Annotated in this window: 13 protein-coding genes; 3 read left to right on the forward strand and 10 right to left on the reverse strand. The window is 69.8% G+C overall.

Translation table 11 applies throughout. The annotated features are described in order from the left end of the window. Positions 1 to 2: 2 nt before the first annotated feature. From H036_RS21570 to H036_RS0102485, 7 genes are all read right to left on the reverse strand, one after another. The gene (locus tag H036_RS21570; RefSeq protein ID WP_157416945.1) at positions 3 to 377 is read right to left on the reverse strand and encodes a hypothetical protein; all 375 of its coding nucleotides are present in this window, start codon (positions 375 to 377) and stop codon (positions 3 to 5) included. A 129-nt stretch (positions 378 to 506) separates the two neighbouring features. After that, on the reverse strand, positions 507 to 1,385 hold the full coding sequence (locus tag H036_RS0102460) for a carbohydrate ABC transporter permease (RefSeq protein ID WP_017933186.1): 879 nt from the start codon (positions 1,383 to 1,385) through the stop codon (positions 507 to 509). After that, positions 1,382 to 2,401, reverse strand: coding sequence for a carbohydrate ABC transporter permease (locus H036_RS0102465; RefSeq protein ID WP_017933187.1), 1,020 nt, complete (start codon positions 2,399 to 2,401; stop codon positions 1,382 to 1,384). The genes H036_RS0102460 and H036_RS0102465 overlap by 4 nt, the downstream gene beginning before the upstream one ends. 1 nt (position 2,402) lies before the next feature. Beyond that, positions 2,403 to 3,785, reverse strand: coding sequence for an ABC transporter substrate-binding protein (locus H036_RS0102470; protein ID WP_017933188.1), 1,383 nt, complete (start codon positions 3,783 to 3,785; stop codon positions 2,403 to 2,405). A 42-nt stretch (positions 3,786 to 3,827) separates the two neighbouring features. Beyond that, positions 3,828 to 5,492 (reverse strand): glycoside hydrolase family 13 protein, encoded by a 1,665-nt coding sequence (locus H036_RS0102475; protein ID WP_198289891.1) that lies wholly within the window; start codon positions 5,490 to 5,492, stop codon positions 3,828 to 3,830. Between the two features lie 125 nt (positions 5,493 to 5,617). Continuing rightward, on the reverse strand, positions 5,618 to 6,631 hold the full coding sequence (locus tag H036_RS0102480) for a LacI family DNA-binding transcriptional regulator (protein WP_017933190.1): 1,014 nt from the start codon (positions 6,629 to 6,631) through the stop codon (positions 5,618 to 5,620). Positions 6,632 to 6,678: 47 nt separating this feature from the next. Beyond that, positions 6,679 to 7,710 (reverse strand): LacI family DNA-binding transcriptional regulator, encoded by a 1,032-nt coding sequence (locus H036_RS0102485; protein WP_017933191.1) that lies wholly within the window; start codon positions 7,708 to 7,710, stop codon positions 6,679 to 6,681. A gap of 128 nt (positions 7,711 to 7,838) precedes the next feature. Here H036_RS0102485 and radA point away from each other — a divergent pair, with 128 nt between their 5' ends. Together radA and disA are read left to right on the forward strand one after the other, a co-directional pair. Next, positions 7,839 to 9,248 carry a DNA repair protein RadA gene (radA, locus tag H036_RS0102490; protein WP_017933192.1) on the forward strand — a complete coding sequence of 470 codons (1,410 nt, stop codon included), beginning with the start codon at positions 7,839 to 7,841 and terminating at the stop codon, positions 9,246 to 9,248. A gap of 52 nt (positions 9,249 to 9,300) precedes the next feature. Continuing rightward, positions 9,301 to 10,383 carry a DNA integrity scanning diadenylate cyclase DisA gene (disA, locus tag H036_RS0102495; protein WP_017933193.1) on the forward strand — a complete coding sequence of 361 codons (1,083 nt, stop codon included), beginning with the start codon at positions 9,301 to 9,303 and terminating at the stop codon, positions 10,381 to 10,383. 71 nt (positions 10,384 to 10,454) lie between these two features. On the opposite strand, the gene H036_RS24160 is transcribed toward disA, so the two are convergent. Next, a complete protein-coding gene (locus tag H036_RS24160; RefSeq protein WP_017933194.1) occupies positions 10,455 to 11,321 on the reverse strand; it encodes a hypothetical protein in 867 nt (288 codons plus the stop codon). A gap of 79 nt (positions 11,322 to 11,400) precedes the next feature. Here H036_RS24160 and H036_RS0102505 point away from each other — a divergent pair, with 79 nt between their 5' ends. Then, positions 11,401 to 12,294: an A/G-specific adenine glycosylase gene (locus tag H036_RS0102505; RefSeq protein WP_017933195.1), complete on the forward strand. Its 894-nt coding sequence runs from the start codon at positions 11,401 to 11,403 to the stop codon at positions 12,292 to 12,294. A gap of 75 nt (positions 12,295 to 12,369) precedes the next feature. Here H036_RS0102505 and H036_RS0102510 read toward each other — a convergent pair whose 3' ends face one another. Both H036_RS0102510 and H036_RS21580 read right to left on the reverse strand, forming a co-directional pair. Continuing rightward, positions 12,370 to 14,928: an ATP-dependent Clp protease ATP-binding subunit gene (locus H036_RS0102510; protein WP_017933196.1), complete on the reverse strand. Its 2,559-nt coding sequence runs from the start codon at positions 14,926 to 14,928 to the stop codon at positions 12,370 to 12,372. Positions 14,929 to 15,009: 81 nt separating this feature from the next. After that, on the reverse strand, positions 15,010 to 16,431 hold the full coding sequence (locus H036_RS21580) for a hypothetical protein (protein WP_017933197.1): 1,422 nt from the start codon (positions 16,429 to 16,431) through the stop codon (positions 15,010 to 15,012). Positions 16,432 to 16,482 lie beyond the last annotated feature (51 nt).

Below are 16,482 nucleotides of genomic sequence, written 5' to 3' on the forward strand. Positions count from 1 at the left end.
ACCTAGTCCGCGCGCTTCTGCTCCCATGGCGGCCGCATGCCGGCGGCGAGCCCGTAGATCCTGTCGTCGAGTCGAGCGATATCGGTCTTCAGATCGGTCCGCAGCTCCGCCATGTCCTGCTTCAGCTCGGTCCGCAGCTCCGCCATGTCCTGCTTCAGCTCAGTCCGCAGCTCCACCATGTCCTGCTTCAGCTCAGTCCGAGTGTCGGCGATCTCCTGCTTCAGCTCGGTCCGCAGCTCAGCGATGTCCTGCTTCAACTCCACCCGCAGCGAGCCCGTCTCACCCTTGATGTCGCGACGCAACGCGGCATACAGGCTGGCGGCGGCAGTGACCACCACGGCGAGCGAGACCCACGTGTCGAGCGACAAGGAGATCACCATCCCAGTGTGAGGGAGTCCGGAGGAATTGACCAGCACGCTAGCCACCCGAACGGGCGGCCGCGGCCAGAGACGGCCAGCCTGTGGAGGGTCCGCCCCGCCTGGCTCCCTGTGGAGGAATCCGACCTCTCAGCCCTTCACGGCGCCCTCGAGACCCTCGCTTCGCAGGAAGAAGCGCTGGAAGAACAAGAAGAACACGATCGGCAGCGCCGTCGAGATCAGCAGCGCGGCCAGGAAGGTGTCGATCGGCGTCACCGGGGCCAGCGACGGCAGCCGCACCGAGATCGGCTGCTTCTCCGGGTCGGGCAGCACGATCAACGGCCAGATGAAGTCCTTCCAGGCGGCGAGGAGCGCGAAGACCGACACCACACCGAGAACCGGCCGCGACATCGGCAGCACGATGGAGGTGAAGAGCCGCACCGGGCCCGCTCCATCCACCCGGGCGGCCTCCAGGATCTCGCGCGGGAGGTTGTCGAAGAAGCGCTTCATCAGGGCCACGTTGAACGCGCTCGCGCCGGCCGGCAGGAATGCTCCCCAGTAGGTGTTGACCAGGGAGGTGTGGATCAGCGGCAGCTTGAGCACGGTGAGGTAGAGCGGCACCAGCAGCACCACCGTGGGCACGAACATGGTGGCGAGGACGGCGCCGTACAGGAAGCGGCCGTAGGAGGGCCGCAGCACCGAGAGCGCGTAGCCCGCGGTGGTCGCGACCAGCATCTGCACCGCCCAGGAACCGGCCGCGATGATCAGCGTGTTCACCATGTAGTGGCCGAGGTGGAGGCCGTTCCAGGCGTCGCCGAGGATCGACCAGTCCGGCCCGTTCGGCCAGATCGCCATCGGCTTGCGCAGGGTGTCCTGAGCCGGTGTGACCGCCGACTTGGCCAGCCACAACAGCGGTCCGAGGGCGACCACCACCAACAGCAGCAGGATGACCACGTTGAGGATCCGCCGTGCCCAGCGGACGCCGGTACGTCGCAGGTCGGTCGTGGAGACGAAGCTGTTCTCGCTCATGAGTCGCTCCAGGAACGGGTGAGACGGAAGTAGATCCAGGACAGCAGCGCCAGGGCGAGCGCCAGCAGCAGACTCAGTGCGGTGGCATCCCCGTAGTCGCCGCCTCCGGTGGTGCTGCCGAAGGCGTAGTTGTAGATCAGGAGCAGCACCGTGAGCGAGGCGTTGTCCGGTCCGCCGTCGGTGAACAGATACGGCTCGAGAAACACCTGTGCGGTGCCGATGATCTGCAGGATCAGGGTGACCAGCATGATCGCGCGCAGGTGCGGCAGGGTGATGTGGAAGAGCTTGCGCCAGATTCCGGCACCATCGACCTCGGCGGCGTCGTACAGCTCCTTGGGGACCGACGTCAGCGCGGCCAGGTAGATGATCACCGTGCCACCGGCCGCTGCCCAGGTCGCCTCCATCACCAGCGAGGGCAGCACCCAGTGCGCGGAGACCAGCCATGGCACCGGACCGATCCCGAACCAGCCGAGCACGGTGTTGAACACGCCGTCGCCGCTCGCGTCGTAGAAGAACTGCCACAGCAGCACCGCGACGGCTGGTGGGACCACCACCGGAAGATAGGCCAGTACGGCGTACAGGCCACGGGCCCGGCGCAGGTCGCTCATCGCGATCGCCAGCAGCAGCGGAATGGGATAGCCGATCACGAACGCGAGGCCGGCGAAGACGACGGTGTTGCGTAGCGCGGTGGGCAGCAGTGGATCGCTCAGCACGCGGTGGAAGTTGGCGAAGCCGACCCAGTGCGCCGGCTCGACCAGGTTGGTCTGCTGGAAGGCCATCACCACCGTGCGGGCGATCGGCCACCAGGAGAACAGCCCGAAGACGAGCAGCATCGGCAGCAGGAACAGCACCGTGACGGGTCCCCCGCCGCGCCACCAGCCCGACACCCGGGCCAGCGCCCGCGCCGCCCGGCCGGTGTGGGGGCCGTGGGGATCGGACCCTGGCGAGGCGGGGGTCGTGTACGTCGGGCGGCGCCGGCCGGGCTGCTGCCCGGCCGGCGCCTGGATCTGCGTCATATCAGCCCTGGTCGATGATCTGCTGAGCCTTCTGGTTCGCCTGTTGGAGCAGGCTGGGGATGTCAGCGCCCTTGTCGCTGAGCACCTTCTGCACGACGGGGTCGAGGGCGCCGTACACACCCTGGGTCTGGACCGCCGGCTCGGCGACCAGCTTGAGGGCGAACATGGAGTCGGTGTAGCCCTGCATCTGGCCCAGCGGCACGTTGACGTAGTCCTTGATCCAGGTCTGGTAGTTCGTGTAGGAGGCCTGGTCGAAGATCGGGAACGTCGGCGTACCGACCGGCTGCTTGCTGGCGGTCTGCGCCTTCGCGTCGGCGACGGCGGCGTCCTGGTCGGTGTACTTCTTCACGCGGAAGAAGTCGGCCCACTCCACGGCGGCCTTGGCCTCGGTGGGGCTCGCCTTGGCGCTGACGACGTTGACCGAGCCACCACCGAGGGCGCCGGCGTCGGAGGAGTCGGTCAGCGGGATCGCCGTCAGGCCGTAGTCGTCGGGGTTGATCTTGTCGGTGGTCACCAGCGCGTTGTAGACGTCGGAGCCCGAGACGAACATGCCGATCTTGCCGGCGGCGAACGCCTGGTTGACGCCGGCCCAGTCGTAGGAGTTGTTCGGCGAGATCGAGCCGTCCTCCCAACGCATGTCGTGCAGCATCTGCAGCGCCTGCTCGGTGCCCGGGTTGTCGAGGGTCGCGGTCTTGCCGTCCTCGCTCTCGACCCGCCCGCCCATCGCGTAGGTGAGGGTCGTCAGGATCCAGCCGCCGGTGTTGGACTTGGTCATCTCACCGAAGCCGGCCTGGCCGGTCTTGTCGTGGATGGCCTTGGCGTCGGCGCGGACCTCGTCCCAGGTCGTCGGCGGCTTGTCCGGGTCGAGGCCGGCCTGCTTGAACAAGGTGCGGTTGTAGTGCAGCCCGTTGGCGTAGACGTCGCTGGGCAGACCGTAGACCTTGCCGTCGGTGCCCTCGGCCGCGGCCAGCACGTTCTTGTTGAGGGTGTCGAAGTACGGCAGTGCCCGGATGTCCTGGTCGACGTCGGCAACCTGGTGCCGCGCGACCAGGCCCTTGGTGTCGGTGAAGGGCACCCGGAAGGAGACCGGGAGGGTCCCGCCGGCGAGCTGCGCCGGGAAGGTGGCGGCGTTCCACTGCCACTCCTTGGGCACGATGGTGATGTCGGGGTGCAGCTTGTGGAAGGCCGCGGCCTGCTGCTTCACGTAGTCGATCGTGGCCTGCTGGTCACCAGGGCGCCAGCCTTCGACGCTGATGGTGACCGAGCCCTTGCTGGCGCTGGCGCCGTCGCTGTTGTTGGACGAGCCGCAGCCGGCGAGTGTTGCCGAGCCGAGCGCCACGGCGGTGATGCTGAGCGCCACGGCGCGCAGTCGGGTTGTCTTCATGGTGCCTACTCCTGGTCAGAACGGTGGTGGGGTGGAGCCTGGTTATGCCGAGGGGCGCAGCCAGGCCGTGGCGTTGGCCGGAAGACGTCCTCCTTCCAGGGGCGCACTGGTGAGCCAGATGCGCTCGTGGGAGGGCAGCTCACAGGGGTCGGTGTCGAGGTTGGTGATGTTGATGAAGCTGTCGCCGCGCTGGAAGGCGAGCACGCCTGGGGCGGAGGGGATCCACTTCATCGAGCCGTCGCCGAGATCGGGGTGGGTGCGTCGCACCATCAGCGCCATCCGGTACAGCGAGAGCATCGAGCCCGGATCGGCCGACTGCGCCTCCGCTGTCATCGAGGCCCAGTCGTCGGGCTGGGGCAGCCAGGTGTCGACGTCGCCTGAGCTGAACCCGTACGGCGGCTTCTCGCCGTCCCAGGGCAGCGGTACCCGGCAACCGTCGCGACCGGGGTCCACTCCCCCGCTGCGGAAGTGCATCGGGTCCTGGATCCGCTCCCGCGGCACCTCCACCTCGTCCAGGCCGAGCTCCTCGCCCTGGAAGAGGTAGTAGGCGCCGGGCAGCGCCATCGCCAGCATCGCCGCCGCTCGGGCACGTCGCTCGCCGAGCACCCGGTCGGACGGCGTGCCGTACCGCTTGCGGTCGAAGGCGAAGCCGGTGTCTGCCCGCCCGTACCTGGTGACCGGTCGGGTGATGTCGTGGTTGGAGAGCACCCACGTCGCCGGCGCACCGACACGGCCGTGCATCATCAGCGTCGTGTCGATCGAGGTGCGCAGCACCTCGGCGTCCCACGGCGCGGTGAGGAAGTCGAAGTTGAACGCCGCATGCAGTACGTCGGAGCGCAGGTAGCGCACGAACCGGTCCGGGTTGGGCAGCCAGATCTCACCGATCAGGGCGCGATCGCCGTCGTACTCCTCAGCGATCCGGCGCCAGCTCCGGTAGATCTCCTGAAGGTCATCCCGGTCGACGTAGGGGTGCTCGCCGGGAAGCGGCTGGATGGGGAGGTCCGGCAGCGCCGGGTCCTTGGCCAGCAGCGCCGCCGAGTCGATCCGGATCCCGGCGACGCCGCGGTCGAACCAGAACCGCAGCACGTCCTCGTGCTCGCGCCGCACGTCCGGGTGGCCCCAGTTGAGGTCGGGCTGACCGGCGGCGAACAGGTGGAGGTACCACTGCTCGGGAGTGCCGTCGGGGGCGGTGAGGCGGGACCAGGCGCGGCCACCGAACTCCGAGGTCCAACCGTTGGGCGGCTCCTCGCCGTTCGGCCCGCGGCCCTCGCGGAACCAGAACCGCTCCCGTTCCGGTGAGCCGGGTCCCGCCGCGATGGCCTGCTGGAACCAGACGTGCTGGTCCGAGACGTGGTTGGGGACCACGTCGATGATGGTGCGGATCCCGTAGCCGAGGGCATCCGAGATCAGCGCCTCGGCCTCCGCCAGATCGCCGAAGAGGGGGTCGATCGCCCGGTAGTCGGCGACGTCGTACCCGCCGTCGGCCATCGGCGACTGGTACCACGGCGTGAACCACATCGCGTCGATGCCGAGGTCGCGGAGGTAGGGAAGACGTGCACGTACGCCGGCGAGGTCGCCGGTGCCGTCGCCGTTGGCGTCGGCGAAGCTGCGCGGATAGATCTCGTAGATGGCGGCACCGCGCCACCAGTCACGATCCGCCGCCGAGTGCTGGCCGCTGCTCGCCTGCGACGGGCCGGCCCCTGGGATCTCGTCCACTTTGCTCCGATCGCGTGTGACGCCCGCCACACGGCGGGCGAAACCGGACGCTACGCAGCGGGACCAGATCGATGCAAGAACTTGACGCTATGTAATTAATTTCGTGACTTTGCGTTTCACAGACGCGACTTTGCAGTCCCGGTGGACCGTCTGACCACCAGTTCGGGCTCAAAAAGCAGTTCGTCGACCGGCCCCATCGTGTCGTCGATCTGGCTCATCAAGAAGTCCACCGCGGCCCGCGCCATCGCCTCGATGGGCTGTCGGATCGTGGTCAGCGGCGGGTCGGCGACGGCCATGAAGGCTGAATCGTCGTACCCGATCACCGAGACGTCCTCGGGGGTCGAGAGGCGCGCGCGGCGGACGGCTCGGACGGCGCCGAGCGCGAGCGGATCGCTCGCGCAGACGATGCCGGTGACGCCGTGCTCGAGCAGGCGGGCGGCCGAGGCCTGTCCGCTCTGCAGCGAGTAGAGACTGCGCACCACCAGCTCCTCGTCGAGCGGGTGCCCGGCCGCTGCGGCGACCTGGCGTGCTGCCGCGAGCTTCCGCTCCGAGGGGACGTGGTCGCGCGGGCCGAGCACGAGGCCGATCCGCTCGTGGCCCAGCGCGAGCAGATGCTCCATGGACTGTTCCATCGCGCTGGCGTCGTCACAGACCACCCGCGGAAACGGCAGCCGCTCGATGGCCGCGTTGATCAGCACCACGGGCAGCTTGCGGTGGATCAGCCGGTCGTAGTGGCGGTGGTCGGCGTCGCCCTGGTTGTAATTGCCGCCGGCGAAGACGACGCCCGCGACGTGCTGCTCGAGGAGGAGGTCGATGTACTCCGGCTCCTGCACGCCCCCGGCGGTCTGGGTGCAGAGCACGGGCGTGAGGCCGTGCTGCGCGAGGTTGGCGCCGAGCGCCTCGGCGAACGCCGGGAAGATGGGGTTCTGCAGCTCGGGCAGCACCAGGCCGACCAGGCGGGCACGCTCACCACGCAGCTTGGTGGGGCGCTCGTAGCCCAGCACGTCCAACGCGGTCAGCACCCGCGACCTGGTGGCCTCCGAGACCCCCGGCTTGCGGTTGAGCACGCGGCTCACCGTGGCTTCACTGACGCCGGCGCGCGCGGCGACCTCGGCAAGTCGATGACTCATGCCGCAAGACTAGGACTATTTCTTGCAAGAAGTATGCAAGAAATAGGTCAGGAACTGCCGCGGACCACGAGCCGTGGCTGCAGCATCACGCCATCAGCCAGGTACGGCGGGTTCCCCAGCAGCCCCTCGAGCGCCTTGACCACCGCGACGGCGGCGTCCTCCAACGGCTGCCGCACGGAGGTCAGACCCGGCGGCACCGTCTGCGCGACCTGGGAGTCGTCGAAGCCGGTGACCGCGATGTCCTCCCCCGGCCGCAGCCCGCGTGCGTAGAGCTCGTGCAGGACGCCCATGGCGAGCGTGTCAGACGCGCACACGAAGGCGGTCGGGCTGGCTTCGTCGAGCAGCGCGACGGTGGCCGCGCGGCCCGAGGCGATGGTGTCCTCGACGCGCGAGGCCAGGCCCGTGGTGGCCAGGCCGTGCTCGCGCATGGTGCGCGTCCAGCCCGAGCGGCGCTCCTCGCCGAGGACGGAGTCCTTCCTCCAGCCGATCCACGCGATCCGGGTGTGACCACGCTCGATCAGATGCCCGGTGGCCATCGCGGCGCCTGCGGCGCTGTCGATCTCGACCCAGGGATGGACCGAGTCGTGCTCGTCGTCCCAGGGCCGACCGAACGCGACGAAGGGCGCTCGGCGCGACCGCAGCCACGCCGCGGCCGGGTTGCCCATGAACGTGTCCGTCACGATGAACGCGTCGACGGCGGTCGACCGAAGCAGGTCGTCGTACCCGGCCACCGGGTCCTCGGCGTCGCCGGTGAACAGCAGGATGTGGTAGCCGGCCTCCCGCGAGGTGTCGACCAGTGCGTGCACGAACCGGTCCATCAGCGCGTTGGCGTTGCCCTCCTGCGCCGGTGCGATTCGCAGTCCGATCAGGCGCGAGGATCGGGTGCGCAGGCTGCGGGCGGCGCGGTTGGGCTGGTAGCCGAGCTGCTCGATCGCGGCCTGCACCCGCGCGAGGGTGTCCTCGCGGAGGAGGTCGGGGTTGTTGACCGCGTTGGAGACGGTCTGCCGGGAGACGCCGGCGAGCTCGGCGACGTCGGCGAGGGTCGGGGGCGCCGACAGCCGACCGATGACACGGTTCACCCGGTGCACCTCCTAGGCTCTGGATCGATCCAAGGATCGATCCCGGACAGCATATCGGCGAGGCCGGACCGTTGTGCGAGCAGAGTGTCCGCCGAGAACTGTCGGACCTCTCGCCTAGCGTTGCCGCCATGCCTGCCCGGACCGCCACCAAGCCACCCCGTCCTGCCTATCGCTGCAGCGAATGCGGCTGGGAGGCCGCCAAGTGGGTGGGCCGCTGCGGGGAGTGCCAGGCCTGGGGGTCGGTCGCGGAGGCAGCAGCCCCCACCGGGCGTACGCCGGCCGCACCCGTCTCGGCCGCCGCGGTCCCGATCGGCAAGGTGTCCACCACCGAGTCCGGCTTCCGCGCCAGCGGCGTGCCCGAGCTCGACCGGGTGCTCGGCGGCGGCCTGGTGCCCGGTGCGGTGATCCTGCTCGCCGGGGAGCCCGGCGTCGGCAAGTCCACCCTGCTGCTCGAGGTCGCCGCCCAGACCGCCAAGGGCCGGCGCCGCACGCTCTACATCACCGGCGAGGAGTCCGCCTCCCAGGTTCGACTGCGCGCCGACCGCACCGGGGCTATCCAGGACGAGCTCTACCTCGCCGCCGAGACCGATCTGGGCGCGGTGCTGACCCACATCGAGGAGGTCCGGCCCGAGCTGCTCGTCGTCGACTCGGTGCAGACCATCGGCGCAGCCGACACCGACGGCGTGCCCGGCGGGGTGACCCAGGTCAAGGAGGTCGCGGCCGCGCTGGTGCGGATGGCCAAGACCCGCAACATCACCACGGTGCTCGTCGGTCACGTGACCAAGGACGGCTCGATCGCCGGCCCGCGGGTGCTCGAGCACCTGGTCGACGTGGTGCTGCACTTCGAGGGCGAGCGCGACTCCCGCTTCCGGATGGTCCGGGCGATGAAGAACCGCTACGGCCCTGTCGACGAGGTCGGCTGCTTCGACCTGTCGGCCGAGGGCATCGTCGCCGTCACCGACCCGACCGGGCTGTTCATCGAGACCCAGCACGTCTCGGTCCCCGGCACGTGCGTGGCGGTGACCCTGGAGGGCCGTCGGCCGCTGCTCGCCGAGGTGCAGGCGCTGGTGGCGCCGATGATCGCCGAACGGCCGCGGCGTACGACCTCGGGAGTGGACGGCTCCCGGCTGGCGATGATCCTCGCGGTGCTGCAGCGGCATGCTCGGATGCGCCTGCACCAGCGCGACATCTTCGTCTCCACGGTCGGTGGGGCGAAGTTGATGGATCCCGCGAGCGACCTGGCGATCGCCGTCGCCATCGCCTCCGCGGCCTGCGGCCGGCCGAGCCCGCGCGGGGTGGTGGCGATGGGCGAGATCGGCCTGGCCGGCGAGCTGCGCCGGGTCCGCGGGTTGGAGGCCCGGCTGGCCGAAGCGGCTCGGCTCGGCTTCGAGGTGGCGGTGGTGCCGCCTGCCGAGCGGACCCAGCCCGGTGGCTGGATCAGACCCAGCGAGCGCATGGTGGATGGGATGAAGGTCTATGAGGTGCACGACCTCGCCACCAGCATCGCGATCCTTCGTCTCACCGGAACAGAGACCTGAGGAGCCTCTCCACCGATAGACTCTGTCCCTGTTCGCCGATGAAAGGATCGCCGTGGCCAACGAGCGCCCAGAGGAGTCGCTGCGTCTGCGCGAGACTCTGGCCCTGATCGCCCCCGGGGCTCCGCTTCGCGACGGGCTCGATCGGATCCTGCGCGGCCGCACCGGTGCCCTCATCGTGCTCGGCTACGACAAGACCGTGGAGGAGATCGCCACCGGCGGCTTCGAGCTCGGTGTGCCGTTCACCTCCACCGGCCTGCGCGAGCTCGCCAAGATGGACGGCGCAATCATCATCGACGGCGGCATCAGCAAGATCATGAAGGCAGCGGTCCACCTCATGCCGGACCACAGCATCCCCTCGACCGAGACCGGCACCCGGCACCGCACGGCGGACCGTGTCGCCAAGCAGACCGGCTTCCCGGTCATCTCGGTGTCGCAGTCGATGCAGATCATCGCCGCCTACGTCGGCGCGACCCGGCACGTGCTCGAGGACTCCGGCCAGATCCTCTCGCGCGCCAATCAGGCGCTGGCGACCCTCGAGCGCTACAAGATGCGACTCGACGAGGTCGCCTCGACGCTGTCCGCGCTGGAGATCGAGGACCTGGTGACCGTCCGCGACGTCGCCGTGGTGGCGCAGCGCCTCGAGATGGTCACTCGCATCGCCCGCGAGATCGAGGACTACATCGTCGAGCTCGGCACCGATGGCCGCCTGCTCGCCCTCCAGCTCGAAGAGCTGATCACCGGCGTCGACGCCGAGCGCGAGCTGGTCATCCGCGACTACCTGCCCCGCGGCCGCCGCGCCCGCAGCCCCGAGGAGCTGCTCGCCCAGCTCGAGGCACTCTCCTCCACCGAGCTGGTCGACCCGGCCGCGGCCGCTCGCGTCCTCGGGCTGTCCAGCGGCGATGCGCTCGACGGAGCCGTCACCCCCCGCGGCTACCGGCTGCTTGCCAAGGTGCCGCGGCTTCCCGGTGCCGTCGTCGACCGACTGGTCGACCACTTCGGCACCCTGCAGAAGCTGCTCTCGGCGTCGATCGACGACCTGCAGGCCGTCGAGGGCGTCGGGGAGCTGCGCGCCCGCTCGGTTCGCGAGGGTCTCTCCCGCCTGGCCGAGTCCACGATCCTCGAGCGCTACGTCTGATCCCGTGCACACCTGACGGTTGCGCAAGGGCCTCGCCGAGCAGCGAGACCAAGGGCCTCCGGTAGATGCGGTCAGTCCTGGATCTGCTTCTTGTGCTTCTTCTTGGCAGTGGCGGTGCCGCTGCTGCTCGGGGTTGGTGAGGTGGTGACCGCCTTACCCGTCGGTGTGCTGCTCGGGGTGCTGCTCGGCGTACTGCTCGGGCTCGCACCCGGCGTCGCGCTCGTGCTCGTGCCGCTGGTCGGCTGCGCGACCGGCGGAGCGGCAACGTGGGGGCCGAGGGTGAAGGTGGCCTGGTCCGGTACGCCGCCGAGCGCGACGCCCGTCACGCTGTAGCTGCCCGGGTTGGACCACCGGGTGTGCGTGGAGCACTCCGCGTCCGAAGGACGGGCCGACCAGGTCACACTCACCTGGGTCGGGACGTCCTTGTAGACCACCACATCGCTGTTCGCGATCGCGGCCGGGCACTGCACCGTCGACCACACGTCGGCACCTCCGGCGGTGCTGACCTTGACCTGCATCGTCTTGTGGCCGACGTGCCACGTGCAGGCCGGGGTCGAGAACGTCTGCAACCTCAGCACGATCGCGACGTTGGCACCGGCGGCGGCGCCGGTGACCGAGGGCGTCACCGAGAGGTCGCTGGGCGCGCAGACGCCGGTAGGGGTGGGCAGCACCGTCGGGGTCGGCGTGGGCGTCTCGCTCACGCTGGGTGTCGTCGACACGCTCGGCGTGGGCGTGGTGGCCTCGGCCGAGGTGCTCGGCTGAGGGCTCGACGTCGTCGATGAGCCGGTCAGGTCGGCAGCGGCCGACGGCTTCTTGTCACCGCCACCACCGAAGACGTGCAGCGCGCCCCAGAGCAGCAGCAGTGCCACCGTGAGGAGGATCAGGCGCCGTCGCCAGTAGACCGACGGCGGGAGCGGTCCCCGAGTCAACGCTGGCATGCGCACACCGTAATCAGTCACCGCCGCCGGATCCGGGTGCCACTCCGCACCACGGCAAGCACTCAGGGACAATCGTCGGGTGAGCGACATCTCGGCGGGCTCGACGCATCGGCTGCACGAGCCCCTCCTGCGCTGGTACGACGCGAACGCGCGCGAGCTGCCCTGGCGCACGGAGTCGGCGACCCCGTGGTCGGTGCTGGTCAGCGAGTTCATGCTGCAGCAGACGCCGGTCGCTCGGGTGCTGCCCGTGCACGAGGCCTGGTTGCGGCGCTGGCCGACCCCAGCCGCGCTCGCCGCGGAGCCTCCTGGCGAGGCGGTCCGGGCTTGGGGACGTCTGGGCTACCCGCGCCGCGCGCTGCGGCTGCACGCCGCAGCGACAGCGATCGTGGAGCAGCACGACGGCGAGGTACCCGCCGCGCACGCCGACCTGCTCGCACTGCCGGGCGTAGGCGACTACACCGCCTCGGCGGTGGCGGCCTTCGCCTTCGGCCAGCGCCAGGTCGTGCTCGACACCAACGTGCGGCGGGTCTTCGCCCGCGCCGTCACGGGGGTGGAGTTCCCCGGCACCTCGGTGAGCCGGGCCGAGCGCGACCTCGGTGCCGCGCTGCTGCCCGACGACGAACCCACCGCCGCCACCTGGTCGGTCGCGGTGATGGAGCTGGGCGCGCTGGTCTGCACGGCCGCCACACCGGCGTGCCCGACCTGCCCGATCGCTACAGCGTGCGCCTGGTCAGCGGCCGGGCGGCCCGCCTACGCCGGACCGCCGAGGAAGGTCCAGACCTGGGCCGGGACGGACCGGCAGTGTCGGGGACGGCTGCTCGCCGTACTGCGGGACGCCGACGGGCCCGTGCACCGCAGCGCCCTCGAGGCTGTCTGGGCGGATGTCGCCCAGCGCGAGCGCTCCCTGGCCGGCCTGCTCACCGACGGACTGGCCGCTCAGGTCGGGCCGGACACGTTCGCCCTGCCGGGATAGTCCTGGACGAAACGGCGGCGAAATGAGAAGCGCCCCGGCCCACTCACGTGGACCGGGGCGCCTATCTTCAGTGCGTCACTCGGCGGGAGCCGCGTCGCCCGGCTCCTCGCCGGTCGAGACATCGCTCTCGCCGACGCCAGCCGCCTCGAACGGCGGCACGTCGGGCAGCGACTCGACCTTCTGGCCCTTGAACGTGAACGACGCGCTCGGGCCCTCGCCCTCGACGTCGACCAGCACGATCTGACCCGGGCCGACCTCGCCGTAGAGCATCTTCTCCGCGAGGACGTCCTCGATCTCCCGCTGGACCGTACGACGCAGCGGACGTGCGCCGAGGACCGGGTCGAAGCCCCGCTGGGCGAGCAGCGCCTTGGCGGCGACGGTGAGCTCGATGCCCATGTCCCGGTCCTTGAGGCGCTTCTCCACCGCGGCAACCATGTTATCGACCATCGAGATGATCTGCTCCTGCGACAGCGGCGGGAACACGATGATCTCGTCGACACGGTTGAGGAACTCAGGCCGGAAGTGCTGCTTGAGCTCGTCGGAGACCTTCGCCTTCATCCGGTCGTAGGAGCCGGCTGCGTCACCGGAGTTGAACCCGATGCCGACCGACTTGCCGATATCGCGCGAGCCGAGGTTGGTCGTCATGATGATGACGGTGTTCTTGAAGTCCACGACCCGGCCCTGGGAGTCGGTCAGGCGACCTTCCTCCAGGATCTGCAGCAGGCTGTTGAAGATATCCGGGTGGGCCTTCTCGACCTCGTCGAAGAGGACGACCGAGAACGGCTTGCGGCGCACCTTCTCGGTGAGCTGGCCGCCCTCCTCGTAGCCGACGTATCCCGGCGGCGAGCCGAAGAGCCGCGAGACTGTGTGCTTCTCGCCGAACTCCGACATGTCGAGCTGGATGAGCGCGTCCTCGTCGCCGAAGAGGAACTCGGCCAGCGTCTTGGACAGCCACGTCTTACCGACACCGGACGGACCGGCGAAGATGAACGAGCCGCCCGGACGCTTCGGGTCCTTCAGACCCGCACGAGTACGCCGGATGGCACGGGAGAGTGCCTTGACGGCCTCGTCCTGCCCGATGACGCGCTTGTGCAGCTCGTCCTCCATCTTGAGCAGTCGGGTGGACTCCTCCTCGGAGAGCTTCACGATCGGGATGCCCGTGGCGACCGCCAGCACCTCGGCGATCAGCTCTTCGTCGACCTCGGCGACCTCGTCCATGTCGCCGGAGCGCCATGCCTTCTCCCGCTCGGCCTTCTTGAGCTGGAGCTGCTTCTCCTCGTCGCGCAGGCGCGCGGCCGCCTCGAAGTCCTGGCCGTCGATGGCGGCCTCCTTGCGCTGGCGCACCTCGGCGATCTTCTCGTCGTACTCGCGCAGGTCGGCCGGGGCCGTCATCCGACGGATCCGCAGGCGCGAGCCGGCCTCGTCGATGAGGTCGATCGCCTTGTCCGGCAGGAACCGGTCGGAGATGTAACGGTCGGCCAGCGTCGCCGCGGAGACCAGCGCCTCGTCGGTGATGGTGACCCGGTGGTGCGCCTCGTAACGGTCGCGCAGACCCTTGAGCATCTCGATCGTCTCGGCGATCGAGGGCTCGGGGACCTGGATCGGCTGGAAGCGACGCTCCAGCGCGGCGTCCTTCTCGAGGTACTTGCGGTACTCGTCGAGCGTGGTCGCACCGATGGTCTGCAGCTCACCACGAGCCAGCATCGGCTTGAGGATCGAGGCCGCGTCGATCGCGCCCTCGGCCGCACCGGCGCCGACGAGGGTGTGGATCTCGTCGATGAACAGCACGATGTCGCCGCGGGTCTTGATCTCCTTGAGCACCTTCTTCAGGCGCTCCTCGAAGTCACCGCGGTAGCGGCTGCCGGCCACCAGGGCGCCCAGGTCGAGCGTGTAGATCTGCTTGTCCTTGAGCGTCTCGGGCACGTTGCCCTTGACGATGTCCTGGGCCAGGCCCTCGACGATGGACGTCTTGCCGACGCCGGGCTCGCCGATCAGCACCGGGTTGTTCTTGGTACGGCGGGAGAGCACCTGCATGACCCGCTCGATCTGTGGCGCTCGTCCGATGATCGGATCGAGCTTGCCCTCTCTCGCGTCCTGGGTGAGGTTGCGGCCGAACTGGTCGAGGACCAGCGACGAGGACGGTGCCTCGCTGCTGCCGCCGGCGGTCGCCGCAGCGGCCTGGCCCGACTCCTTGCCCTGGAAGCCCGAGAGCAGCTGGATGACCTGCTGGCGGACCCGGTTGAGGTCGGCGCCTAGCTTCTGCAGCACCTGGGCGGCAACGCCCTCGCCCTCGCGGATCAGGCCGAGCAGGATGTGCTCGGTGCCGATGTAGGAGTGGCCGAGCTGCAGCGCCTCGCGCAGGGACAGCTCGAGCACCTTCTTGGCGCGCGGGGTGAAGGGGATGTGACCCGACGGCGCCTGCTGGCCCTGGCCGATGATCTCCTCGACCTGGGCACGCACGGCCTCCAGGGAGATGTCGAGCGACTCCAGCGCCTTGGCGGCGACGCCCTCACCCTCGTGGATGAGACCGAGCAGGATGTGCTCGGTGCCGATGTAGTTGTGGGAGAGCATGCGGGCCTCTTCCTGGGCCAGCACGACCACCCGGCGGGCTCGGTCAGTGAACCGCTCGAACATGCGCATCGCTCCTCTTGCTTGGCTGTGGACCTGGCCGCCAGAGCGGGAAGGTCCGTCGAGGTCTACAACCTCGCTGACAGCCTACGCGTTCCGGCCCGAGGCAGGTTTCCCGTGCGCTGAGAGCGAACACGCCCGATCCAGGCTCAGGATCGGGCAGCCGAGCGCGCACCCGCGCCGACCGGCTCGACCCAGTCGACCAGGACGACGTCGTGCCGCACCCGCGGCTGTCGACGATGGACCACGACGGTGGCGATCTCGGGCTCGGCGTGCGGCGCCACCACCGCCACGTGCAGCGCACCGGACGGCACCTCCTCGATCGTGTACCGACCCGTCGGTGCCGCTGCTCGCACTGGCCACCCGTGCTCCCGAGCCGTCCACGGCGATGACCGTCGCGCCTGCCAGCGGCGTACCGCTCGTGCTCACGATCGTGCCGGAGAGCACGTGGCCGCGCTCGGGTCCGGCTCCCGCCTCCGCTGTCGCGGCCGCCGCCTCGCGGGCGTGGCCGGCGGCGAGCACGCGCTGCTGCGCGACGCCGCGGCGGCGGTGCATCGCCAGCATCAGGGCCGCGCCCAGGAGCAGCCAGCCGAGCAGGATGAGGAGCGGGCGCAGCGTGCCGTGCCCGTCGAAGTACGCCGCGGCCCGCGCCAACGACACGGTCTGGGCCAACGGCATGAACGCGTTGAGCCACCGAGTCGGCCCCGGCAACAGGTCGCCCACGACGGTCCCACCGGCCGAGGGCACGCCGAGCGCGAGCACGAAGGTCATCGCCACCGCCACGAAGTACTGCTTCACGAAGGGCGTCATGCCGGTCGCGATCCAGCCGATCGCCTGGGTGAGCATGAAGCCGTAGACCAGCAGCAACGGCTGTGCCGGGAGCACGCTGGTGGCCACGGCGATAGCCCAGACGAGCACGCTCGACACAGATCCGATAACGGCGATCGAGGCCGCCTTGCGCCAGGCCGGCCAGACCGCGAACTGCAGCAGCAGGATCGCCGTGACCATGCCGACCACCATCAACGGCAGCGCCCAGAAGAAGACGGCGTTGCCGGTCTGGTCCCGCGCGCGCAGCGGGACCACGTCGCGCACGGTGAGCGCCGATCTCCAGCCCTCCTCGGTGAGCACGCTCGGCAGGGCCTTGACCAGGTAGCTCACCCTCGTCGCTCCGCCAGCGCTGGCGACCACCAGCTCGGGGCGGTCGCCGAGCACCACGGCCGCCGAGACCGCCTGGGTGCGCACCGCCGTCGCCGCCTGCTCGGAGGTCGCGTACGGCGTGGTGCGGAACCCGGCCGGATGGTCGCGGTCGAGCCGACCCGCGAGCGCATCGACCTGCGCCTGCGATCCCACGACACCGAGCCTGAGCTGGTGGGCCGCAGGGTGGGTGAAGGCGCCGAGCGCCAACGCTGCGAACAGTGCCGCGAACACGATCGGGAACCACAGCACCGACGCCGCGCGGCCGAACGTCGGCTGCGAGCTGGGCGAGGCGGGCGAGCTGGAGCGGGTCATGTCGTCCTCTGAGTTGATGTGTCAACCCAGAGTCGTCGCATTGTGTTGATG

Source organism: Nocardioides sp. Iso805N (genome assembly GCF_000364605.1).
Lineage (GTDB): Bacteria > Actinomycetota > Actinomycetes > Propionibacteriales > Nocardioidaceae > Nocardioides.